This is a genomic window from Streptomyces sp. NPDC004610 (assembly GCF_040609715.1).
Taxonomy (GTDB): Bacteria; Actinomycetota; Actinomycetes; order Streptomycetales; family Streptomycetaceae; genus Streptomyces.
Genome location: NZ_JBEXLA010000033.1, coordinates 86,259 through 108,172, shown reverse-complemented (window position 1 = coordinate 108,172; position 21,914 = coordinate 86,259). Strand labels below are relative to the sequence as shown.

Annotated in this window: 18 protein-coding genes, 1 tRNA gene and 1 pseudogene; 8 read left to right on the top strand and 12 right to left on the bottom strand. The window is 72.5% G+C overall.

The window, feature by feature from the left end:
- Window positions 1-6 precede the first annotated feature (6 nt).
- A complete protein-coding gene (locus ABZX40_RS30910; protein ID WP_355744964.1) occupies window positions 7-1,911 on the bottom strand; it encodes a TraM recognition domain-containing protein in 1,905 nt (634 codons plus the stop codon).
- Window positions 1,908-3,488, bottom strand: a complete 1,581-nt coding sequence (locus tag ABZX40_RS30905) for an ATP/GTP-binding protein (protein ID WP_355744961.1) — start codon at window positions 3,486-3,488, stop codon at window positions 1,908-1,910. Before ABZX40_RS30905 ends, ABZX40_RS30910 begins: the two co-directional genes overlap by 4 nt.
- Before the next feature lie 548 nt (window positions 3,489-4,036).
- Here ABZX40_RS30905 and ABZX40_RS30900 point away from each other — a divergent pair.
- Window positions 4,037-4,504 carry a hypothetical protein gene (locus ABZX40_RS30900; protein ID WP_355744959.1) on the top strand — a complete coding sequence of 156 codons (468 nt, stop codon included), beginning with the start codon at window positions 4,037-4,039 and terminating at the stop codon, window positions 4,502-4,504.
- Here the strand turns inward: ABZX40_RS30900 and ABZX40_RS30895 are convergent.
- The 6 genes from ABZX40_RS30895 to ABZX40_RS30870 form a co-directional block, all read right to left on the bottom strand.
- Window positions 4,428-5,921 (bottom strand): SCO6880 family protein, encoded by a 1,494-nt coding sequence (locus tag ABZX40_RS30895; RefSeq protein ID WP_355744956.1) that lies wholly within the window; start codon window positions 5,919-5,921, stop codon window positions 4,428-4,430. The genes ABZX40_RS30900 and ABZX40_RS30895 overlap by 77 nt on opposite strands.
- A 108-nt stretch (window positions 5,922-6,029) precedes the next feature.
- Window positions 6,030-7,379 carry a hypothetical protein gene (locus ABZX40_RS30890; protein ID WP_355744953.1) on the bottom strand — a complete coding sequence of 450 codons (1,350 nt, stop codon included), beginning with the start codon at window positions 7,377-7,379 and terminating at the stop codon, window positions 6,030-6,032.
- A complete protein-coding gene (locus ABZX40_RS30885) occupies window positions 7,376-8,146 on the bottom strand; it encodes a hypothetical protein (RefSeq protein WP_355744950.1) in 771 nt (256 codons plus the stop codon). Before ABZX40_RS30885 ends, ABZX40_RS30890 begins: the two co-directional genes overlap by 4 nt.
- 59 nt (window positions 8,147-8,205) lie before the next feature.
- Complete coding sequence (locus ABZX40_RS30880) at window positions 8,206-8,490, bottom strand: hypothetical protein (RefSeq protein ID WP_355744947.1); 285 nt, start codon at window positions 8,488-8,490, stop codon at window positions 8,206-8,208.
- Between the two features lie 71 nt (window positions 8,491-8,561).
- Window positions 8,562-8,861, bottom strand: a complete 300-nt coding sequence (locus ABZX40_RS30875; RefSeq protein WP_355744944.1) for a hypothetical protein — start codon at window positions 8,859-8,861, stop codon at window positions 8,562-8,564.
- A complete protein-coding gene (locus ABZX40_RS30870) occupies window positions 8,858-9,601 on the bottom strand; it encodes a hypothetical protein (RefSeq protein WP_355744941.1) in 744 nt (247 codons plus the stop codon). Before ABZX40_RS30870 ends, ABZX40_RS30875 begins: the two co-directional genes overlap by 4 nt.
- A gap of 169 nt (window positions 9,602-9,770) precedes the next feature.
- Here ABZX40_RS30870 and ABZX40_RS30865 point away from each other — a divergent pair, with 169 nt between their 5' ends.
- The 3 genes from ABZX40_RS30865 to ABZX40_RS30855 all read left to right on the top strand — a co-directional run bounded on the left by ABZX40_RS30865 (window position 9,771) and on the right by ABZX40_RS30855 (window position 12,379).
- Window positions 9,771-10,607, top strand: a complete 837-nt coding sequence (locus tag ABZX40_RS30865; RefSeq protein WP_355744938.1) for a lytic transglycosylase domain-containing protein — start codon at window positions 9,771-9,773, stop codon at window positions 10,605-10,607.
- A complete protein-coding gene (locus tag ABZX40_RS30860; RefSeq protein WP_355744935.1) occupies window positions 10,604-11,689 on the top strand; it encodes a hypothetical protein in 1,086 nt (361 codons plus the stop codon). Before ABZX40_RS30865 ends, ABZX40_RS30860 begins: the two co-directional genes overlap by 4 nt.
- Window positions 11,690-11,833: 144 nt before the next feature.
- Window positions 11,834-12,379 (top strand): sigma-70 family RNA polymerase sigma factor, encoded by a 546-nt coding sequence (locus tag ABZX40_RS30855; protein ID WP_355744932.1) that lies wholly within the window; start codon window positions 11,834-11,836, stop codon window positions 12,377-12,379.
- Window positions 12,380-12,408: 29 nt separating this feature from the next.
- Here ABZX40_RS30855 and ABZX40_RS30850 read toward each other — a convergent pair whose 3' ends face one another.
- Both ABZX40_RS30850 and ABZX40_RS30845 read right to left on the bottom strand, forming a co-directional pair.
- Window positions 12,409-14,670, bottom strand: a complete 2,262-nt coding sequence (locus ABZX40_RS30850; RefSeq protein ID WP_355744931.1) for a YfjP family GTPase — start codon at window positions 14,668-14,670, stop codon at window positions 12,409-12,411.
- A gap of 3 nt (window positions 14,671-14,673) precedes the next feature.
- Window positions 14,674-16,281, bottom strand: a complete 1,608-nt coding sequence (locus ABZX40_RS30845) for a dynamin family protein (RefSeq protein ID WP_355744928.1) — start codon at window positions 16,279-16,281, stop codon at window positions 14,674-14,676.
- A 318-nt stretch (window positions 16,282-16,599) separates the two neighbouring features.
- Here ABZX40_RS30845 and ABZX40_RS30840 point away from each other — a divergent pair.
- A tRNA-Arg gene (locus tag ABZX40_RS30840) sits at window positions 16,600-16,672 on the top strand.
- Between the two features lie 377 nt (window positions 16,673-17,049).
- Window positions 17,050-18,582, top strand: a complete 1,533-nt coding sequence (locus tag ABZX40_RS30835; protein WP_355744925.1) for a CBS domain-containing protein — start codon at window positions 17,050-17,052, stop codon at window positions 18,580-18,582.
- A 33-nt stretch (window positions 18,583-18,615) separates the two neighbouring features.
- Here ABZX40_RS30835 and ABZX40_RS30830 read toward each other — a convergent pair.
- Window positions 18,616-18,852 (bottom strand): annotated as a pseudogene (locus ABZX40_RS30830) (serine/threonine protein kinase); the annotation flags it as partial.
- Here ABZX40_RS30830 and ABZX40_RS30825 point away from each other — a divergent pair.
- Both ABZX40_RS30825 and ABZX40_RS30820 read left to right on the top strand, forming a co-directional pair.
- Window positions 18,845-19,351 (top strand): hypothetical protein, encoded by a 507-nt coding sequence (locus ABZX40_RS30825; protein WP_355744922.1) that lies wholly within the window; start codon window positions 18,845-18,847, stop codon window positions 19,349-19,351. The pseudogene ABZX40_RS30830 and the gene ABZX40_RS30825 overlap by 8 nt on opposite strands.
- A gap of 49 nt (window positions 19,352-19,400) precedes the next feature.
- Window positions 19,401-20,543, top strand: coding sequence for a Fic family protein (locus ABZX40_RS30820; RefSeq protein ID WP_355744919.1), 1,143 nt, complete (start codon window positions 19,401-19,403; stop codon window positions 20,541-20,543).
- On the opposite strand, the gene ABZX40_RS30815 is transcribed toward ABZX40_RS30820, so the two are convergent.
- Window positions 20,470-21,786, bottom strand: a complete 1,317-nt coding sequence (locus ABZX40_RS30815; protein ID WP_355744916.1) for a tyrosine-type recombinase/integrase — start codon at window positions 21,784-21,786, stop codon at window positions 20,470-20,472. The genes ABZX40_RS30820 and ABZX40_RS30815 overlap by 74 nt on opposite strands.
- Between the last annotated feature and the right edge of the window lie 128 nt (window positions 21,787-21,914).

Below are 21,914 nucleotides of genomic sequence, written 5' to 3'. Positions count from 1 at the left end.
GCGCGGTCACGCTCGCGCGGCGTCCCGGGGATCGCCGCCGTAACGGTCCTGCCGGTCCTGCGGCTCCCGCCGGTCTTTCCGGCCCTGCCGGCCCTTCTGATCCTTCTGGTCCTGCCGGTCCTTCTGGTTCTTCTGGTTCCTCGGGTTCTTCGACAGCGGTACTCCCGGCATCGGACGGGCCGCCGCCCGCTCGGTGATGGCGAGGGTCTCGGCCTTCGCGGCGGCCGATATGGCGGCGGCGCCCGGCTCCTTGTACCAGGGGCGCAGCCGGATCAGCGCCGGGCGCACCCCGGTGGCCAGCAGCAGTGCCGAGCCCTTGGGCAGCGCCCGGATCCGGTCCGGCGGCAGCACCGCCTCCTGCCGGTAGGAGTAGGAGCGCGAGGAGCCGTCCCGGCTGTGCGAGACGCTCGGGGTGCGGACATCGTGCTGGCCGACCAGCGTGGAGATCTTCTGCACGAAGTCGGCGTCGTCCAGGCCCGCGCCCAGCAGCTTCACGGTGGCCGCGCTCCACAGCGCGTCCATGCCCATCTCGCCCCAGACCCGGGCGCCCTGCCGGTAGCTCTGGAGCAGGGTGACCACATTGATGCCGCGCGAACCGAAGTGCGAGTACAGATCGGGCAGATCGGAGATGCGGCAGACGTTCGCGGCCTCGTCCAGGACCGCCGTCAGCGGCGGGTCGAGACGGCCGCCCATCCGCTCGGCGGCGACCACCCCCGCCCGCATCGTCGCGTCCGCCATGCCCGCGATCACCCCGGCCGCCGAACCACCGCCGTCCTTGGACAGCAGATACAGGGTGTCGGTGCCCAGCACATGCCGGTCCGGGCGGAACTCGGGCAGTTCCGGGTCCGGGGTGACCCAGGCGAGGATCTCCGGGTCGAGCAGACAGGACACGGTCTGCCGGGCCGTCTCGTAGATGCCGTCCCGGGTCTCCACCGCGCCCCGGATCGTGCCCTGCAACTGCTCGGCCATCGCCGGGAGCCCCACATCGCGCAGCAGATCGATCGGGGTGCGGTCGGCGGGGTCGGCGAGCCAGCCCAGCAGCTCCGGGATCGGCGCCCGGCCGCGCGCGGCGGCCAGGAACAGCGCGGTCAGGGTGTTCTGCGCGGCGGCGATCCAGAAGTCCTTCTTCGCGGTGTCGTCGTTGACGGACGCCACGAAGTGCCCCGACAGGCGCCGGGCGCCCTCGATGGTGTGGCACTCGTCGAGCATGTTCCACCACATGGCGCGCGGCGCGTGCGCGATGCCCTGCGGGTCGAACGTCCACACCGTGCCCGCCTTTGCCCGCTGGGCCCGGGTCACCGCGTACACATCGGACTTGTTGGAGGTCAGCAGCACCGCGCCCTGCGCGCGCAGCACCCGGGGGATCGCGATACCGGTGGACTTCCCGGCCCGCGGTGCCATCAGGTCCAGTTCCACATCCTCGTAACTGCTGCGCAGCTCAGGCCCGCTGGGGTCCAGATCGCCGAGCAGATTGCCGGTCTCGTCCGGGTGCAGCTCCCGGCGGCCGGTGAGGGAGGGGCGCAGTTCGCGGGCGCGGGCCTCGACACCCTTCGGGGCCATCCCGGCCAGCTCCCTCGCCCCGGCCAGCCCGCCGGGCCTGCTGAACCGCCCCCTGACGAACCGCACCGCGAGCACCACCGGCGCGCACACCAGCGCCAGCATCAGCAGAATCCCCCCGTACACGGCGGCCGGCGGGGTCCCCGGCCACAGTGCGCCCGTCCCCTCCGAGGTCAGCGCGCCCGCGCTGGACAGGGAGAAGGGCGGGGCGTCCCAGCCGTGCCCGGTCAGCCCCGCGCCCAGCGTGCCGCCCGCCCACGCCACCGTGAAGCCCACCAGGACGGCGCCCACCAGCGCGGCGACGGCCCACTGGACCTGTTCCTGCCCGAGACCGCCGCCCGGCCGCCCGCTCATCGGGCCGTCCCCGTCTCCTCGTTGGGCGTCCAGCGGGTGTTGGTGTTGTGCAGCCGGCGCTCCGCGTCCGTGATGGCGACCTTGATGGGGATACCGGGACGGCCACCCACCTTGATCAGGAACCGTCCCCGGCCGGGCGGCTCCTCGTTCTCCCCGCTCATCCCCCAGCCGGGCGGCGACGACCACGACGACACCAGCTCGATCTCCCGCCGGGACAGCCCCACCACCCGGCCCAGGTCCTCCATCTCCGCCTTCGGCAGCCCCGCGCACACCACCATCCCGGCCCGCTCCACGAAGCCGCGCGCCTTGGCCCGGTCCGCGTCCGTACCGAGCGCCTCGGCGTCCTTCAGGGTGTGGGTGATCTTGGCGTCGCCGAGCCCGAGCGACCGGTTGAGCCGGGTCAGCGCGTCGATCCGGTCGACGATGCCGGACGCGGCCCGCAGCGGACGCCACAGCTCGTCCAGCACCGTGAAGAACCAGCGCCGGGGCGCGAGTCCGGCGTCCGCGAGGGCGTGCGAGGCGGCCACCGTGCCCAGCCCGTCCGACCACGCCGCCAGCATCGCGGCGGCGGTCAGCTGGGTGTCCGCCTCCCCGATGCCGGAGATGTCGATGCAGACCGCGGGCGCGTTCGGGTCGATGTGCGTGGACGTTCGGGAGGCGAAGGTGTCGCCGAGCGGGCCGTCGAGAATGCCCAGCAGCGAGCGGTGCAGCGGGTCCACGGCGTCCCGGTAGCGGGTCACGTCACCCCGGTCCAGGGTCACCGCCCGCACCCGGTCCGGGCCCTCGGACAGCACCCGCAGCACATCCGGCAGCAGCACCGGGCGCCCCTGCGGGGGGTGTTCGCGCAGGTGGTGCAGCACCGCCGACAGCACCGACTGCTCATGGTCGTCCATCGGACGTCCGCGCACGATGGTGATCAGCGCCGCGACCATGTTCAGCACCCGGCCGTGCGCCTCCGCCCGCAGCACCTCGCCCGCCTTGCCGCCGATCCGCTCCGCGGCGGCGCCCATCGCCCCCGGGTCCAGCACATTGATGCCGCCCCGGCCGCGCCCGATCGAGATCACCTGCCCGCCCAGTGCCCGCACGGTGTCCGCGTAGTCCGGCTTGAGATCGCCGAGCACCAGCGGGACGACCCCGGTCGCGGCCAGCCCGATCAGCATCCGGTTGATCAGCGTCGACTTGCCGAGCCCCGGCATACCGAGCATGAACAGCGAGGGATTGGAGATGTAACGGGCCCGGGTGAACCAGTTCAGCGGATCCCCGCACACCGTGGCCCCGGTGAACAGATGCTGCCCCAGCGGCACCCCCGTCATCGGCGACCCCGAACCAGCGGCGAACGGCCACATACCGCACGCCTGCACGGTGGTCGCCCGCCACATGGTCGGCGGGTCCAGATATCCGACCCGGCCCCCACCCGCCCCCAGCCACCCGCGCGGCGGCACATACGGCTCCCGGGGCCGCGCCCCCGGCCTCCCCTTCCGCACCACCGTCTCCCGCTCCGGCAACCGCCCCGCCTGCCGCTCCTCGGCCAGCCGATCGGCCAACTCGGCGTGCTTGCGCTCGCGACGACTGCTCATGGCGTGGCCTCCCGGGTGGGTGCGGGTGGGGGTGGGGGTCAGTGGGTGGTGCGGGTGTGCCGCTGGCACCGGGGGGTGCGTCGGGGGTGCTGGGGAGAGGGGTGGTGGCGGTGCGGCGGCCGGGCGCGTACGCCGTCCGTCCGTCGGCCGGTGTGCCGCCCGAGCGGGCTGGAGGGGTGGCCGGTGCACGGGGCGCGTGCCGCCGGGGGGTCGCGGCTGCGGTGGGCGTGCGGCGTCCGGACGCCCGGTGGCGCCCGCCTGCCGGGCGGAGCCGTGGGTGGTGCTTCGGGGGGTGCTTCGGGAGATGTCCTGAGCTGTGCCTCGGGATACGTCTTGGGATGCACGCCGGGATGCGTTCCGGGCGGAGCCCCGCGCGGAGCCCCCGGAGGGCATCTCCCCGGAGGGCATCTCCCTGGAGGGAGCGCCCTCGGCGGGCCGCCGTGCGGTCGGCGTCGCTGGTCGCGCGGCCAGGCGCGGGCCGGTCCACCGTGACACCGGCGTCCGTGACACCGGCGTCCGTGACACCGGCGTCCGTGACACCGGCGTCCGTGAGGCCGCCCGTCCGCGACGCCCTCGTCCGTGACACCGGCGTCCGTGACGCCGCCGTCCGCGACGCCCTCGTCCGTGACACCGGCGTCCGTGAGGCCGCCGTCCGCGACGCCCTCGTCCGTGACACCGGCGTCCGTGACACCGCCGTCCGCGAGGCCGCCGTCCGTGACACCGCCGTCCGTGACACCGGCGTCCGCGAGGCCGCCGTCCGTGACACCGCCGTCCGCGAGGCCGCCGTCCGCGACGCCCTCGTCCGTGACACCGCCGTCCGTGACACCGCCGTCCCCGACGCCCCCGTCCGTGACACCGCCGTCCTCGACACCCCCGTCGGCGACACCCCCGTACCCCTCCCCACCCCGCGCGGACGCGCAGCCCGCGGACGCGCCCCGCTCACAGCGCCTCCTGCAACTCGTGCGGGACGAGGGTCTGTTCCCAGGGCAGGATCCCCGCCGGGAGGGTGCAGGTGAACGCCGCCGCCTGCATCCGGTCCGCGGGACGCATCAGCACCCGTGCCGCCGCCGTCAGATTGCGGACCGCCACGCTCGCGTCGGCCAGTTCGTCCATCGTGTCGACGGTGACCGTCAGCATCAGCGAGAACTCCACCAGCCCCGCGCCCGACGCCTCCTCCGCCGCCGTCTGCTCCGCCGCCCGCATCTCGGTCGCCGCTCGCGCCTGCACCATGCCCTTGCCGGACGTCGCCATGAACTGCGCGCTGCGCCGGTCCGACTCCACGATCCGCGCCGACGTCGCCGGGTCGATCGGCCGGTACACCAGCGCGACCCGCTTGCGCCGGGTGCCGGGCGCCGCCTCCAGCATGCCCCGCAGCACCGAGGAGCGGACCGTGCCGCGCGGCGCCAGCGTCATCAGCCAGGTCCGCGACACCCCCGAGTCGTGCTGGTACGCGCTCACCGTCTCGACGGCCGCCGCCGGACCGGCGTCCTCCCACTCCAGCCCCGTACCGCCGTGCTGGGCCCGCGCGGTGAGGACGTCACCGGCCACCGCCGGGTCGTAGGCGACCCGGACCACCTCGGCGATCCGCTCCGCCGACAGCGGGTACGCGGCCCCGCCCCCGGCCGCGACCAGCCCGCTCAGCAGACCCGGGATCCGGATGGCGAGGTCGGCGATCACCTCGTCCCGCTTACGGCGCTGACCGCCCGGGACGCCATAGGTGAGCGCCACATAGGTGTGCATCTCGGAGGACGCCGTCGGATAGCGCTCGACGACCTCCTCCATCACCGCGCGGGCCGCGGCGGGGGCGTCGGGGTGGATCCGGGGCAGTACCTCGTGGGCGAGCCGGGTGCCCGGGTCCGGGGCGGTCTCCACGATCACCGTGGCACCCCGCAGCCCCGGTTCGTGCGACAGCCGGGCCAGCCACTCGCCCCACAGCGCCACCCATACGTCGACCTGGTCCGGGTCGATCAGCGCACCGCCGTCGGGTTCGCAGCCGAGGACGATGGTGTAGAGGTTGCGCGCGGGGTGGTGCAGCACACCGAAGGGGCGGTCGTAGGCGTCCCGTCCCTCGGTCGCGGTCACCTTGTTGAGCAGGCCGGGCGGCCGGAACCGCCCGCCGGGCCGGGCCGACATCGGCCCGGAGACATACAGATGCGCGCCCTTCGACTTCCGGCGCAGCCAGCCCACCCGCAGGGTGATCAGCTGGTAGACGTTGCGGCCGTCCTGGGTGCGCAGGGCGAGCGGGGTCAGCATCACGACCGTGGGCACGGCCACGACCATCGCGGCCTGGAGCGAGATCAGGGACGCCAGCAGGGTGATGACGAGGCCGCCGAACACCCCGAAGGTGCCGATCAGTCCGAGCGGCCCGAGCCCCGGCCGCCGTGGCCTGCGCCAGTTCCCGTAGGTCGGATGGGTGGCGGCTTCGCTGGACATGGGATGCGGGGCCTTTCTCAAGGGGGGAAGGGAGGGGACCGCCGGGCTCCCAGGGGGCGGGGGAGCCCGGCGGCCGTCAGAGCGGGGGATCGATGTCAGGGGCCGGGGTCATGTGTTGTGCCCGAGGTTGCCGTCGCCCTCGACGGCCTGGGTCGCGCCCTGGGCGACGGCCTGGGTCCCGGCGGCCAGTACGGCACCGGCCGCGGCGGCAGCCGCCCCCGCGGGTCCCGCGACCGACGCGGCCCGCCCGGCACCCGCAGCCGCACCACCGCCTCCGCCACCACCGCCTCCGCCGGAGGCACCGCCCGCGCGCCCCGCGCCGGACGGCCCACCCCGATCGCCCGAGGACCCTCCACCCGACGACCCCCCGGAACCGTTCCCACCCCCCGAACCGCTCCCACCGCTCTGCCCGTTGCGCCCACCCGGCCCCTGGACGCCGCCCCCGCCCGAGGCACCGCCCGCCCCGGACGACCCCCCGCCGGTCGCGGACGCCCCCGAGGGCCCGGCCTTGCCCAGCCCCCCGGCACCCCCGGAGGCACCGCCGCCGCTGCCGCGCCCGGCGAGCTGGATGGCGCCGGAGGCCAGACCACCGGCCACCCCCACCGCCTCCCCACCCGGATTGGCGCCGCCCAGCGCCGCGGTGGCGGGCACGATCAGCTTCAGCAGCGCGGGCAGCGCCACCGCCGACAGCAGCATCACGGCGATCCCGGCGATCCGGGTGTGGATGGTGCCGTCCGCCTCGCCCTGCACGCCCTTGCCCGCGCCGGTCATCACCGAACCCGCGTACAGGATCAGCCCCGCCGCGGGTTTGTAGAGGAGCCAGGCGATCAGCCAGCCGATGTGCTTGCGCCACCAGCCGGCGCCCCAGTCCGTCATGGACGCCGCCGCGGCCACCGGGAGGGTGCCCAGCAGCACGATCATGACGCCCATCCGGATGTAGAGCAGGATCGTCTGGAGGATCCCGGCGATCAGCAGCAGAAAGGCGAGGATCAGCTTGACGAAGGCGCCGACCCCGCCGATGTCCGAGCAGCCGCCGATCTGCTTCAGCTGCGCCTCGGCGCCCGCGTTGAACAGATGGGTCGCGTAGCTGTCCGAGAGGACGACGGCCGCCCCCACGATGGTGGTCGCGGCGGTCGAGACGAGGACGACCCGCAGGATGCCCTTGAGCGCGGTGATCCCCGCGTTGCCCTTGCGTTCGACGGCCATCTTCGCGGCGGCGAACAGCAGCGAGCCGACCGCCAGATACACCACGAGCCACCGGGTCTGCCCGCTGACCTGCTGGGAGGTCGTCATCGATTCGAGCGTCGGGATACCGGTGATGATCGCCCCGTACACCTGGACCGCCGCGAACAGCACGAAGTCCGCGATCGTGGACAGGATCGTCCCGATGGGGTCGCCGAGGAAGCTGAAGAAGCCGAGGATGGCGTCGATGACCGGATTGCCGGTCTTGCAGGTCATGGTGTTCCGGCCCCCCAGAGCAGATAGCCGTTGGTGTCCTGGACGGTCGTCATCTCGGTGTAGAGGGATCCGTCGATCAAGGGCCGCACCTTCCAGTCGCCGTCGCTCCAGCGGACCTGGATGGAGGTCGCGGTGAAGCCCTGACCGCCCTTGATGAGCAGCGAGACGGTCGCCGCCTCGGGCGTGTACGCGGTGAGCGAGAAACCGACGTACGAGGAGGCGGGCGAGCCGTCGCGGCGGCGGCTGGTGTCGGGGCTCAGCGAGCGCTGGAACTCGAACATGTCCCGGCCCGCCCCGGGCACCAGCTGCTGCTCGGTGACGGTCCGCCAGCCGGACTCGCTCATCTGGCTGGGGATCACGGTGGCGGCCAGCGCGGCGCCCGCCGGGGTGTGCGCGAAGCACCACCACAGGTCGCCCTGGAACCGGGTGGGCCCGGCCGAGGCCGACACGGGCACCCGCCCGACGCCCAGCGTGCGCCACTCGATGTCCCCGGGCCCGGCCTTCGGCGGCATCTCACCGGCGCTGTCGTCGGTCGTGCAGCCCTCGGGCCGCCCGCCGTCCGCCAGGGGCGCCCCGGCGGACAACGGCCCCTCGCTCGCCGCCGTCTCCGCCGGGCCCCCGCCGACCCCGCCGGTGGCGGCCGAGGTCAGCGCGACCAGCCCGCCGATGACGACGACCAGGGCGAGGAAACCGGCCGACAGCTGCCAGCCCGGCTGCCTCCAGTACGGTCCGGACTCCTCGGTCCGCCGCTGTCTGCGCAGGAACATCCAGATGTGCCCGTCTCTCGTCGCTCGGCCTTCGTCTTCCGTTCCGCCCGGGTCCGGGCTCAGGTGAAGACGAAGGAGACGATCGGACCGGCCGTGGCCACGAGGATGCAGCCGCCGAGCACCATCCCGAGGCGGCTCATGTGCTCGGAACTCTCGCCCCGCTTGACGGAGATGGCCATCATCGCGCCGGTCACCAGCACACCGGCGACCCCGGCGGCGGTACCGGCCCAGGCGACCAGGTCGAGAACGGTGCCGACCTTCTCCATCAGCGGTTCGGGAGCGTCGCTCTCCGGTTCCGGAACGTTGGCGAGGAAGTGGGCGGTCGTCTGAAGGAGGGAGGACATGAGGATCTCCGGGGGAAGGGAAGAGGGGAGGAAGGGAGGAAGGGGGTCTGGTGGAGAGGGAAGAAGCGGGTCTATTGGAGGGTGAGGTCACCGAGCCACGAGACGAGCGGGCCCGCCGTCGTGGCGACGATGCAGGCGACGGCGATGATGAAGACACCGCGGAAGTGCTCGCCCCCCTCGCCCGGATCGCCGCGGCGCAGCTGGAGCGACATGTTCATCCCGACGACCATCAGTCCGAAGACCCCGGCCGCCGAGACGCACCAGGCGAGGGTGTTGAGGATGTCGGCGCCGGCGTCGACCTCCTCGGGCAGGGTCGGGCTGAAGTACGACGCGCTCGGGACCGGCTGGGCGAGAAGCTGGAGCAGATTCACGACCGGCCCCTCTCCCGCCCGGCCGGGGCGCCGACCAGATCGCCGAGCCGTTCGAGCTGGACGGGCAGCCGCCGGGGCTCACCGCCCTCCCGCCAGGCCGGGATCCAGGGCACCCGGTGCACCCGGGCGACCGACCGGACGATCCGGATCCGGCGCAGCAGACCGAGCGGCAGCATCCCGGGCGCGTCGGCGATCAGCACCACACAGAGCAGGTCCAGCCCGCGCGGGGCGTGGCCCTCCTCCAGCGACCGCAGCGCCTGCGACATCGAGCGCAGCCCGCTCGCGCTGGTCCGCCCGACGAGCACCACCCGCCGGGGCTCACCCCGGCCGGGGTCCGGCCACCGGGCGCCGAGGTCGACCCCGCCGAAGACCTCCACCAGGGAGGTCACCCCGGCCCCGCCGTGCGCCTTGACCCAGCCGACCGCGTCCCGCGACGTCCCCCGCACCGGCGCGGCCCGCCGGGGCGGCTGCCCCCAGGTGCCCTCGGGCACGGCGGGCACCGCCCCACGCGCCCGCGCGGGCGCCGTACGGCGGGCAACAGGGGCCGTGCGGACCGCGGGCGCGGGCGCTGGGGCGAGGACAGGCGGCGCCTTGGACGTCGTACGGCGTCCGGTGGTGCCGCTGTCCGGCAACGGGGTGCTGGGGGCGGGGGCGCTCGGGCCGCTGGATCCGCTCGGCGTGCTCGGTCCGCGTTCCCATGACTGCGGGCCGGCCGCCGTTCTCGTCGCGCGTGTGCTCATCTCTGTCCCGCCTCCCTCGCCGCTCGCGTTCGCGCCGCTCCGGCTCATCTGATTTCCACCGCTTTGAACTCTTCTGGCTCGGGGCCCGTTGGTCTGTCGAGCCCGGCGGACAGCACAACGGGCGGTCCGGCCACGGCGGTTCAAGGCGAGGGGAAGAAGGCGCGCGCGGATGGGAGACAGCGGGGAGGGCACGGCCTCGAAGGCCGTCCAGAACACTCTGATCGCGGGCGGCGCCTGCGGCTGTCTGATGATGCCGCTCGTGCTGGTCGGCGGGGCGGTCGTGGTGATGATCTTCGGCGGCCTGGGGGTCCTGCTGGCCCCGCTGATCGCGCTGATCCTGCTCTTCGGCGGCGGGGGCGGCTCCTCGGCGGGTCCGGACGACGCGGACGAGGTGATCGAGGTGTTCGAGGGCGACGGCAAGGGCGCCCTGGAGTCGTCCACGGTCCCCGCCGATCTGGTGGACCCCATCGAGGAGGCGGGCGGGCTGTGCGACGCGATCGGCCCGATCGTCATCGCCGCCCAGATCGAGCGCGAGTCCGGCTTCAACGCCGCGATGGTCGGCGCGAAGGGCCAGGAGGGCATCTCCCAGCTGCCGCCGGACGTCTTCCGGCGGTACGGCGAGGACGAGGACGACAACGACAAGACCTCCGCCTTCGACGCCGCCGACTCGATCGTCGCCCAGGGCCGCCATATGTGCGCCCTCGCCGGGGAGGCCCAGCGGATGGTCGACGCGAAGGAGACCGACGACAGCGTCCTGGACCTCACCCTGGCCGCCTACCACGTCGGCATGGAGTCCGTCCGCGCCGCGAAGGGCGTACCCGCGACGAGCGAGGCACAGGGCTATGTCGCCGCGATCCGCGCCCAGTTCGCCAAGTACGGCGGCCTGGCCGCACCGCCGTCCGGCGCGACCCCGGGCGTCACCCCGAGCCCCACCGGAAGCATCACCTGGAGCCCCACGCCCGCCGTCCCGTCGTCCACCACCACGACCTCACCACCCCCCGCATGAGGAGCACGACAGCCATGGACCGCTTCGAGGTGTACCTCTCCGACGAAGGCCCGGCCGAGATCGACGGCGAGCCGGTCCGCACCGCCCCCGGCAGGTCCGTCCACGAGGCGGTGCTCGACCGCTTGCAGCGCTACGCCCAGGAGCGGGGCGAACCCGTGGAGGCGATCGTCAACCAGGGCTCCGGCCTGGACGACTTCGCCCTCCAGGTGTCACCGGACGGTTCCAGCCGCTTGCTCCTCCCGGCGGACCCACCGGGAACGACCGAGGAGGCCGAGGGGGAGCGGGCGGCCGAGGGGGACGAGGGGGACGAGGGGGCCGAGGGGGAGCGCGGTGAAGAGGCCACCCCGGTCTCCGCCACCTCCGCCACCTCCACTACCTCCGCAGCCTCCGCTGCCTCCGCCCTCGCGGCCGTCGTCGGCCGGGCCAGGGCGGCGGCCCGTGAGACCCCCGCCGCCCCCGCCGCCCCCATCGCACCGGCCGCCCCGGACTCCGGCGGCCTGCCCCTCGCGTTCACCAAGCGCATCGCCCGGGTCAACTCCCTGGCCGCCGACGGCCGATTGGAGGACGCGTACGCCGCCGCGACCGCCCTGCGCAAGAGCCTCACGCGCGAGGTGGGCGCCGACGACCCGCACGCCCTGGAGGCCCGCTCCCTGGAGGCGTACGTCGCCCATCTGGCCGGCGAGCACCGCGAGGCGGTCGTCCTGGCGCTGGGGGTGGCCCGGATCCGGTGCGGGGCCGGGGATCTGCGGGCGCCGGGCGATGTGGCACGGGCGGCGGCCTTCTGGCAGCGGCTGGACGACGACACCGCGGCGGTGACCCACGGCCTGGAACTGCTCCACATGTGGGACGCCCTGCACCGCCGCGGCCTGCTGGCCCCGGGCCACCGGCTCATCGCGGAACGGGTACGGGGGTATGTGGACTCCCTGACGCCACTGGGCCCACTGGGACCGCTGGGGCTATTGGGATCGCGGCAGTCGCCGGAGCCGCCGGAGCCGGCGGAGTCGGTGAAGCCGGTGAAGCCGGTGAAGCCGGTGGAGTCGGCGGATTCTGCCGATTCCGCGGAGCCGGTGGAGTACGCCTGAGGCGCCGGTATACGCGAGGGACGGCCGCGTACACGGGACGTCAATCGCGCATGGATCGCCCCTCGGAACACTCCGTTCCCCAGGACGGCCCCGCTCCCGGTCACCCGGACCGGCTCCGGTCGTCCCGAGGAGCTGGAGCACACCATGAACGTGACGGTCATCGGATCGGCGAGCGCGACCTCGCCCGAGGAACGGGCGCTGCGCGATCTCTATCTGGCCCATGGCCCGGCGCTCTACACCTATGTGCTGCGCATGCTGGGCGGTGACACGTACCGCGCGGAGGACGTCGTCCAGGAGACGCTGCTGCGCTGCTGGAACACCCAGAACCTGGCCGACGGCGAGGGGATGGCCGTACGCCCCTGGATGTTCCGGGTGGCCCGGAATCTGGTCATCGACGCGCACCGCACGCGGATGGCCCGGCCGCTGGAGATCAGCGGCGACACCTGGCTGGGGGAGTGGAGCGCCGAGGCGGACGACATCGAGCGGATGCTGTCGTCGGTGGTGGTGCAGCAGGCGCTGGAGGCGCTGACCCCGGCCCACCGCGAGGTGCTGCGCGCGACGTTCTTCGCCGACCACACCACCCGCCAGGCGGCCGAGGCGCTGGGCGTCCCGCAGGGCACGGTCAAGTCACGGGTGTACTACGCGCTGCGCTGCCTGAAGTTGGCGCTGGAGGAGCGGGGGGTGGGGTGAGGGGACCCTCCCGAGCCCCCCCGAGCCCCCTAGCCCCCGACCCCGGTGCCCACCCCCACCCCCACGCCCACGCTCATCCCCATCCCCATGCCCATCCCCGCCCCCACGACCTTCCCGTACTGCTCCCTGACCTCCCGGTAGCGGAGCAGTTCCGCGGCGACGGGGTCCAGGACGCGGGCCCGGCCGCAGGCCGCCGCGGACTCCCGCAGGCGCCGTTCCGCCTCCAGGCCGTAGCGTCGGGCCGGGCCGCGGGCCGCGAGCCGGCAGCTCCACTCCACCAGCGGCCCGCCGACGATCCCGACCACCATCAGCAGCACCGGCACCCCCAGGTTCGGGGCCATCGCCCCGGCGATCTGGCCCACCAGCCACAGCCCGCCCGCGATCTGGAGCAGCGTCATGGCGGCCTGGGCGAGGACCGCGACCGGCCACCAGCCGGGCCGGGGCGGACGCCCCGAGGGCAGCCCCGCCTGCGTGGCGAGTTCGTCGAGGGCCTCCGGCAGCCCGTGCGCCCCGCGGGCCGCCGCCTCGCGCACCGCGAGCGCCCAGGGCGCGGGCAGCCCGGCCGAGGCCCGCTCGGCGACGGTCCGTACCGCCTGCTCGACGCGCTGCCGGGCGGTGGCCTCCTCGTCCGCCTGCGCGCGCAGCGGGAGCCGTCCGGTGGAGTGCTCGCGGCCCCGGTCCTGGTACCAGCGCCAGAGCCGTAGCCAGGGTGTGCCGCAGGCGCGGTTGGCGTTGCGGCGCCAGGCGCGTTCGGCGGCCTCGCCCGCGGCGCCCGCGCCCACCGAGTCGGCGAGCCGCGCGGAGAACTCGTCGCGGGCCTCCTCGCTGAGCCCGGCGCGCCGCCCGGTCGCGTACACCGGGCGCAGCCGGGCGGCGGCGGCGTCCATGTCGGCGGAGATCCGGCGCGCGGCGGCGCCCCGCTCGGCCACGAACTGGCCGAGCGCCTCGCGCAGTTCGTCCAGCCCGTCGCCGGTGAGGGCGGAGAGGGCGAGGACATTGGCGCCGGACTCGCCGTACTCGCCGAGCGCGATGCCGTCCTCGTCCAGGAGGCGCCGCAGATCGTCCAGGACCTGTTCGGCGGCCTCGCCGGGCAGCCGGTCGATCTGGTTGAGGACGACGAACATCACCTCGGCGTGTCCGGCCATCGGCCGCAGATAGCGCTCGTGCAGCACGGCGTCCGCGTACTTCTCCGGGTCCACGACCCAGATCACGGCGTCGACCAGGGCGAGCACCCGGTCCGCCTCCTCGCGGTGCCGTACGGCGGCGGAGTCCAGGTCGGGCAGATCGATCAGGACGAGTCCGCGCAGCTGTGCCTCGGCCTCGGCGTTGTGCAGGGGGCGGCGGCGGAGCCGTCCGGGGATGCCGAGCCGGTCGATGAGACCGGCGGCGCCGTCGCTCCAGCTGCACGCGATGGGCGAGGAGGTGGTGGGCCGCCGGACGCCGGTCTCGGAGATGGTGACCCCGGCGAGCGCGTTGAACAGCTGCGATTTGCCGCTGCCGGTGGCTCCGGCGAGGGCGACGACGGTGTGCTGCCCGGACAGCCGACGCCGCGCGGCGGCCTCGTCCAGCACCTGCCCGGCCTCGGCGAGGGTACGGCTGTCCAGCCGGGCCCGGGACAGCCCGACCAGCTCGCGCAGCGCGTCCAGCCGCGCCCGCAGGGGCCCCTCGAACGCGAGGGGGGTGACGGGGAGGGGCGCGGCGGCACCCCCGCGGGGCTCCGCCAGGGCCGGTACGGGCCGTTGCGCGCCGTCGCCGTGCGGGTGGCCGTCGCCGCCGTCCTCGGGCACCCGCCGCGCGATGAGCCCGTCGTCCCAGGCGGGCCCGGCGTCGGGCTCGGGGAGCGGCGGGGAGGCAGGGGCGGCGGGCAGGGGCGGCGGCGCGGTGGGGCGGGGCGGGACCGGGGGAGTGCGCTTGGCGACGGTCACCGTGCGGCGGGGGGTGGCGGTGCGCTCGGGAACGGCCTCCCGGGGGGTCGCTTTCGCGCCGATACCCGGCGCGGAGGGGCTCCCCTCAGGGCGGGGCGAGGGCTCGGCGGGCGGGGCAGGGGATTCCGGCGCGGTCTGGCCCTCATCGGGCTCATGGGAGCCGCCCGAAGCATCCGAGGCGCCCGAGGTGTCCGAGGTGTCCGAGACGCCGGACGCGTCCGAAGCCCGCTCGCCCCGCTCGCCCCACTCTCCACCCCCACCTACACCCGCACCCGCACCTACACCCACACCCACACCCCCACCCTCCTCATTACTCTCCCCCCGTTCGGCGTGGTCCGTCTGGTCCTGGTCGGTGATGGCGGTCACCGGTCACCTCTCCTTCTGAAGTACGGACAGCGCGGCGATGAGTTCGGCCTGGGGTTCGGCGTGGACGTTGAGCCCGTCCAGCGGGGCGAGACGGCGTTCGCGTTCGATGTGCAGCACGCGGTCGACGTACTCGCCGAGCAGCCGTCCGCCCCGGTCGCGCAGCCGGAGCGCGCCATGGGCGCCGAGCCGCTCGGCGAGGCTCTCCCCGGCGGTGCGGGCGCGGCGTCCGCCGAGCAGGGCGGTGGCGACGAGGGCGGCGATCAGCTCGGGCTCGGGTGCGGAGCCGCGGTCGAGGTCGCGGATCTCGTCCTCGGCGTACTCCTCCAGCTCCCGGCGCCAGCGGCGGACCGAGACCCCGATCCGGTGCTCGGCGTTCTCGGGCGGGGCGTCGCGCTCCACGAGCCCCGGGGCGCCGGAGGCGGGCTCGCGGCGCCAGGACTCGTCGACCCGTTCGTCGGCGGCGGTGACGGCGCAGGTCAGCAGCTCGCCGAGGCTCTCGACGAGGGCGTCGAGGAGTTCGTCGGCGGAGCAGTCGAGGGGGAAGGCGCGCCAGCGCTTGAGGGCGTCGCCGGCGAGTACGGCCCCGGACTGGAGTCGGCCGCGCAGACGGGCGTGCTCGCTGTCGTAGGCGTTGTCGACGGCGGAGGTGAGCCGCAGGGCGGCGGAGTACTGGGCGGCGGCGGCACCGGCCAGCTCCGGCATCCGGGACTTGAGGGAGTCCAGGACGCCGTACGCGGTGCGGGTGACGGTGTGGCGGCGGGCGCCGGGGTCCTGGGCCTGGTGGAGCAGCCAGGTGCGCAGGGCGGCGACGGCGCTGGCGGGGAGCAGGCCGCCGCCCCCGGCGGACTCGGGCAGCTCGGGCACGGTGAAGCGGGGCACGTCGCCGAGCCCGGCCTTGGTGAGGAGGGCGCCGTACTGGCGGGAGACCTCGGCGACGACCTGGTGGGGGACCCGGTCGAGGACGGTGACGAGGGTGGCGCGGTACTCCTTGGCGGTGCGCAGCAGATGCCAGGGGACGGCGTCGGCGTAGCGGGCGGCGGTCGTGACCATCACCCAGATGTCGGCGGCGCAGATCAGTTCGGCGGCCAGGACGCGGTTGTCGGCGACGAGGGAGTCGATGTCGGGGGCGTCGAGGAGGGCGAGGCCGGGCGGAAGGGTGTCGGCGGTCTCGATGCGCAGGACGCGGGTGGGGTTCTCGCCGGGGAGCAGCAGATCGTCGCCGGGCTCCTGGTGGGGCACCCAGACCCGGGTGAGCTGGGGGAGGACGCGCATGCCGCTGAACCAGTGATGATCCTCCGGATGGCAGACGAGCACCGGCGTCCGGGTGGTCGGCCGCAGTACGCCCGCCTCGCTGACCCGCCGCCCCACCAGGGAGTTGACGAGGGTGGACTTCCCGGCGCCGGTGGAGCCCCCGATGACGGCCAGCAGCGGTGCGTCGGGCTCTCTGAGCCGGGGCACCAGATAGTCGTCGAGCTGCGCGAGCAGTTCATCGCGGTTGGCACGCGCGCGTGGGGTCCCCGCCAGGGGCAGCGGGAAGCGTGCGGCGGCGACACGGTCGCGCAGGGTGGAGAGTGCGTCGAGCAGCTGAGGCCGTACGTCCAAGGTCACCACATGCGAAGAATGCCCAATTTTAGGGGAATTCTGAAGCATATGCGCATGTCTGCGCGCCGACCGGACACAAGGGGCGGAAGGGGCGACTGGGGATCAGTCACAGTCGAGGCATAACGAGTGCACAACACCCGGGGCGTAAGACGTCAAAAGCGGTGCACGATTCGTACCTGCCTGCGATTATCAGGACCGCTTCACCGAACCTCCACATCGAGCCACGGAGGCGAAGCAGCAGGGGCAGGGAACCCGGAGCTTTATCCTTGTCCCCGGCAACGTCACGGATCAGCCCGCACCCGGGCACCACGACAGAGGCCACACCGGGCCCCCGTAGCTCAGTGGATAGAGCAGGCGCCTTCTAAGCGCTTGGCCGCAGGTTCGAGTCCTGCCGGGGGCGCCCGTTTATGCAGGTCAGAGGCGGCTTTAAGCCCTCCGCAAGATCACTTGTGGAGGGCTTTTTCGCTGCCCGGTAGCATACTTTGCCCCGTTTTCTACCCTGATTTTGGGCTCCCCGTCCCACATACGTTCCCCACTTCAGGGGACATTCCACGGTCAGCCTCCAGCCGCGAGAGAGTAATACCTGGTCAGAGCCATTCTGATGGCCCATCGGGCACACACAGAGCGAGCGCCGAGGCGGCGCCTGCCCTGTTCATGGCTGCTGGCTCAATCTGCTCCACGCCTGTCCTCGCAGCGTCATACGCACATAGATTCAACTCCGACGTAAGCAGCCCGACGTCGATGCGGGCCGAAGGACTACACGGGGGAACAAGGACCATGGTCAGGGCTTGGACAGTCCGCGGGGGCCAGTACGGCGAACGCGAAGAGCAGGCGCTGGACGAAGGTGTGGTGATCGCCGGCTGGGAGGAGGTCGGGGACCTGAGCGGCTGCACGTCGATCGCTGATGTGGGCGAAGTTCTGGCGCGGGCCTACCCGGAGGAGCCTGCCGGCCGGGTGGACAACTGGAAGCACCAACTGTGGCGCTTCATCACGATGGAGACCGGAGATCTGGTCGTGATGCCCCGCAAGTTCCTGGGAGTCGTCGCCATCGGACGGCTGAGCGGCGGATACGAGTACCGGAGCGAGGCTGCCCCCGGCTTCCGGCACACGCGCAAGGTGGAGTGGGTGCGCAGCCAGGTCGAGCGGGCGGCGATCGGCGGCGACCTCCGCGACAGCATCGGCGCGTTCCTGACGGTGAGCGAGCTGAGCCGCCGTGACGCGGCACACCGTGTCGAGACGCTGGCGCAGACCGGCGTCGATCCGGGCTACAAGGGCGCCGTGGAACCCCCTGGGGACCCCGAGGCCCTTGAGCAAGATGTGCGCGACGAGGGGACCCGACAGCTGACCGCCCGGGACCTGATCGGCCTGTGGGGCTGGCAGAGGCGCACCGGCGACGTCATCGACCTCGTTGACAGAGAGCTCGCGGCTCGCGGACTGCAGGTGGCACCGCACTTCACGGAGGTCCAGCTCGACGGCCTGATCACGGTCTCCGCGGAGGAGACCACGCTGACCGGAGAAACGGTTCAGGAGCCACCGGGGACAGAGCTTGGTCACACACCCACAAGGGTGGCGGGCGAGGACCTGAGCAGACACTGGCGTATCGGCAGCCTCCCCTTCGCCCGGGATGTGGTGACAGTCGGCTTCGACGAGCCACTGAGTCGCGCTATCACGCGCATGGTCCAGGGCGACTTCTCGCAGCTGCCGGTGGTGAACCGGAACAACGTGCTACGAGGGGTCGTTACCTGGGAGAGCATCGCCCGGGCCCAGTTGGGGCATCGCGGCGCGACTACAGCTGCAGCCCTGAACCCTCACCCGCTCACCGCTCAGGAGCAGGAAGAGCTGTTCGTCCGCATCGACGACATCCAGCGCCACGGGTTCCTGATCGTCACCGATGGCGACAACCTCGTGCTCGGCATCCTCACCGCATCCGACTTGGCCGATCAGCTCAAGCTGCGGGTCGAGCCGTTCATCCTCCTTGGCGAGGCGGAACGGCGTCTGCGCCGCCTCACCGACCGTCTGCCCGTGGACGAGCTGCCCACCGGTTCGGGAGTGCGCAAGACGCGCGCCGCAGGCAAGTACCTCACTCTGGGCCAATACCCGGAGGTCCTCAAGGACGACACCTGTTGGGCGACGTTGGCGTGGCCGTACGAGCAGGACGACCTCGTGCGCCGGGTCACTGCCGTCAAGGAGTACCGGAACGAACTCGCTCACTGGGACATGGACGCTCCGGAAACGAAGACCGCGGCGCTGACGGAGACCAAGCAGTTGCTGAGCCTGTTGAAGTTGATCGACCACGATCCACGGCCGTGAGGAGCTGACACCCTGGGCCGGCCCGTCTGCCCGTCAGGCGCCCGGCCCAGGGTCGTCGAAGCCGAGCTCGATCACCGCGAGCGCCTCGGCGATCTCGACCGCCATCTCGTCTTCCGGCCCACTGACCAGGACCACGTCCTGATACAGGGGCTCCAGCACCTCTCTGGCCTCCGCCGTCCGCCCCTGCGCAAGCAGCAGCATGCCGATGTTGTGCCGGAGCTCCACCGCCTCTTCGCTCGCGTCGCTGTCAACAGCCCGCACGATGAACAGCCTGGTGTTCCGCACCAGTCCCGGCCAGCTGTACAGCACCACGCACCCCTACACCCATGCCGTGGTGGAGTTCGACCGCGCCCCGGCCCTGGAAGTGCATCTCGGCGTCCAGGTCCAGGGGAACTCCGGCGTACTGCACGAGTGCGACGTCCTGATCCTGCCCGCCGACGAGGCAGAGCTCTCACGGCAGATCCGGATGGCGCCGCGGGGCAACAAGTGCCTCTTGGCCATCGAGTGCAAGTACTACACCGCCAGCCGGGTGGGCATCGGCCACGCGCGCAACTTCGAAGGGCTGCACAGCGACCTGCGGACCGCACGCAACCTGTTCGTCTCCAACACGGGAACGTCGAGCGTGGTCAAGTACCTTTCCGCCCGCAAGCGAGGATACGAGCGTGAGGTCGTACCGGCCAACGTCAACACCGTCGGCTACACCCGAGGCCACATCCGCGAGGCGTTCAAGATCTACCTCGGGAAGACCGCTCCATCCACGGTGATCTGAGCCGAACCGCACACTTGACTTAATGACACAATTATCGTGTCATTAAGTCATGCTGTACGCCACTCCCGCCCTAGACACCCACGACCAGCGCGCCCTCGACGAGATCGAAACCATGCGCCGCTCCCTGCGCCACATGCTCCGCGCCACCCCGCGCTGGACCCGCCAGCTACGCCGCAATCTGACCGCCCGCGCCATCGCCGGATCCAACACCATCGAGGGGTACGCCGCGACGGTCGACGACGTGGAAGCCCTCATGTCGGGCGAGGAACCCCTGGAGACCGGAGCGAAGACGCGTGCCGAGCTGGAGGGCTACCAGCGCGGCATGACCTACATCCAGGCCCTCGCCGACGCCGGAGACGACTTCCGCTACGACGCCGGCCTGCTCAACGGCCTGCACTTCATGCTGCAGGGCCACCACCTCGACAAACGCCCCGGCCGCTGGCGCGACGGACCCGTCTACGTCACCAGCCCCGACGACCCTCTCGTCCCGGCCTACACCGCACCGGACCAAGCGGACGTTCCGGCTCTGATGGCGGAGTTCATCGACTGGCTCAACGAGGGCGACCTCGACACACCCGTCCATGTCCGCGCCTCCATGGCCCACCTCAACCTCGTCAAGATCCATCCGTGGAAAGACGGCAACGGGCGCATGTCCCGCGCCCTGTCCACCCTGGTGTTCTCCCGCGAGGCCCTGATGCCGCCCGAATTCTCCTCCATCGAGGAATGGCTCGGCCGGGGACAGAACACCTACGCCTACTACCAGATCCTGGAGGATGTGGGCGGACCGCACTGCAGCCCCGAACGTGACACCCGCCCCTGGATCCGGTTCTGCCTGACCGCCCACCACCGCCAGGCCCAGCAGGCCCAGCGCCGCTTCGACGTCATGTCGCGGGCCTGGACCCGTCTGGTCGAAGGCGTCGAGGCCACCGGTCTGGACGAGCGGGTGGTCTATGCCCTGCTGCCCGCCTTCTCCGACGCGAAGGTGCGCCGCACCGTCTACCAGCAGGACGCCGACCTCAGCGACCAGCAAGCCATCCGCGACATCCGGGAGCTCGTCGCCCGCGGCTGGCTCGTCCCCCACGGAAAGGCCCGCGCCCGCCACTACGCCCCCGGGCCCCTCATGGGCCCGGTCCGGGACGAGGTCCGCCAGTCCATGGAGCCGTACACGGACCCCTATCGGCGGGAGCGGTGACCTTCAACGGCGATGACGCGATCAGAGTGGCCGAGGCGTCCGGCATCTCGTCGAGTCGCTGCCGCAGATCCTGCTCTTGACCACTGATGCACTGCGCGTACGTGGCGAACAGCATGGCAACGCTGGTGCCGGCCCACTCAGCCACCTGAGCAGGCGGAATGCCGTTGTTCAGCCACATCGTCAGCCTGGTGTGCCGAAGGTCGTACACGCGTTGTCCTGCCAGTGACGCGTACACGTGAGGTGGCAGGGTTGCCCTGCGGGCGTGATCCCACATACGGCGGTAGACGGAACCGGCGAGAACTCCGCCGCGTTCCCCGGGAACGAGTCGATCGTCGGGAAGCAGGCTCGCCTCCCGAATACGCGCCCGCAAGAGCGTGGACAAGGTCGGAGGGCACGGCACTACGCGCGTTTCACCCTCTGCTCTGGCTTTCAGACGTCGCTGATCGTGCCGGGTTCCACCGTCGGTCCACGTGCGCCCGATCTCAGGCTCGGCAGTGCGGACCACAATGTCGGCCCACCGCCCTACCCCTGAGGCAGGCAGGACAAGGTCCGAGACACGCAGCGCGACCGCTTCTTCCGGACGTAGCCCCGTGAAGTACAACGTGGCGAAGAATGCTTGCAGTCTTTGCCCGCTGCGCGGCTGGCGGCGGATCCAGTCGAGCAGCTGCGCAGCCTGCCGCTCGTTCAGCAGACGGCGTCGGTCGATCGCACTGGCAGACCGCTGCGTGAGGTTCCGCGACTCGGGAACAGGGTCGGCCGGCAGAATGCCGCGGACGATCGCATACCTCATCAGCAGATGCGGGACCCGTCGATGCCGTTTCACGGACGAAGCGGCGGCCCGTCTCCCGTCCAGCAGCGTCCCCAGTACCAGCAGCACATCCTGGACGATGAGCGGATCGGTCCAGGCGTCCATGGTCGGAGTGTGCCGTCGCACCCAGCCGAGCACCGCGACCACGTCATCCGGGGCCTCGCCGCGGCGTTTGGTATTGAAAGCCCAATCGCTCAGGGCCGTACGCACCCGGCGGGAAGGGACGCCCGGTGGATCCCGCTCCATCAGCGCAGTGGTGACGATCATCAGCGTGCGCGCCGTGTTCTTCCGGTGATTCGCCGACACACGCGGCCACTGGGCGTCCGTGAACTGGACGGCGAAGTCGTACCACCCGGCCGAGGAAGCTTTCGGCTCATGCCGGTCCGGCAAACCGGTCGACATGTTGAACGGCTCTCCGGCGTGCGTCGCGGTCACCAGCTCCGCTCGGAAACCGTCGGCCGGCGCGAACGTCTGGAACGTCTTGCGATGACGCTTTCCACCGACGGACCAGCTACGGACTCTCCCTCCATGATCCCACCACCAGCAGGCGAGCAAGATCGTCC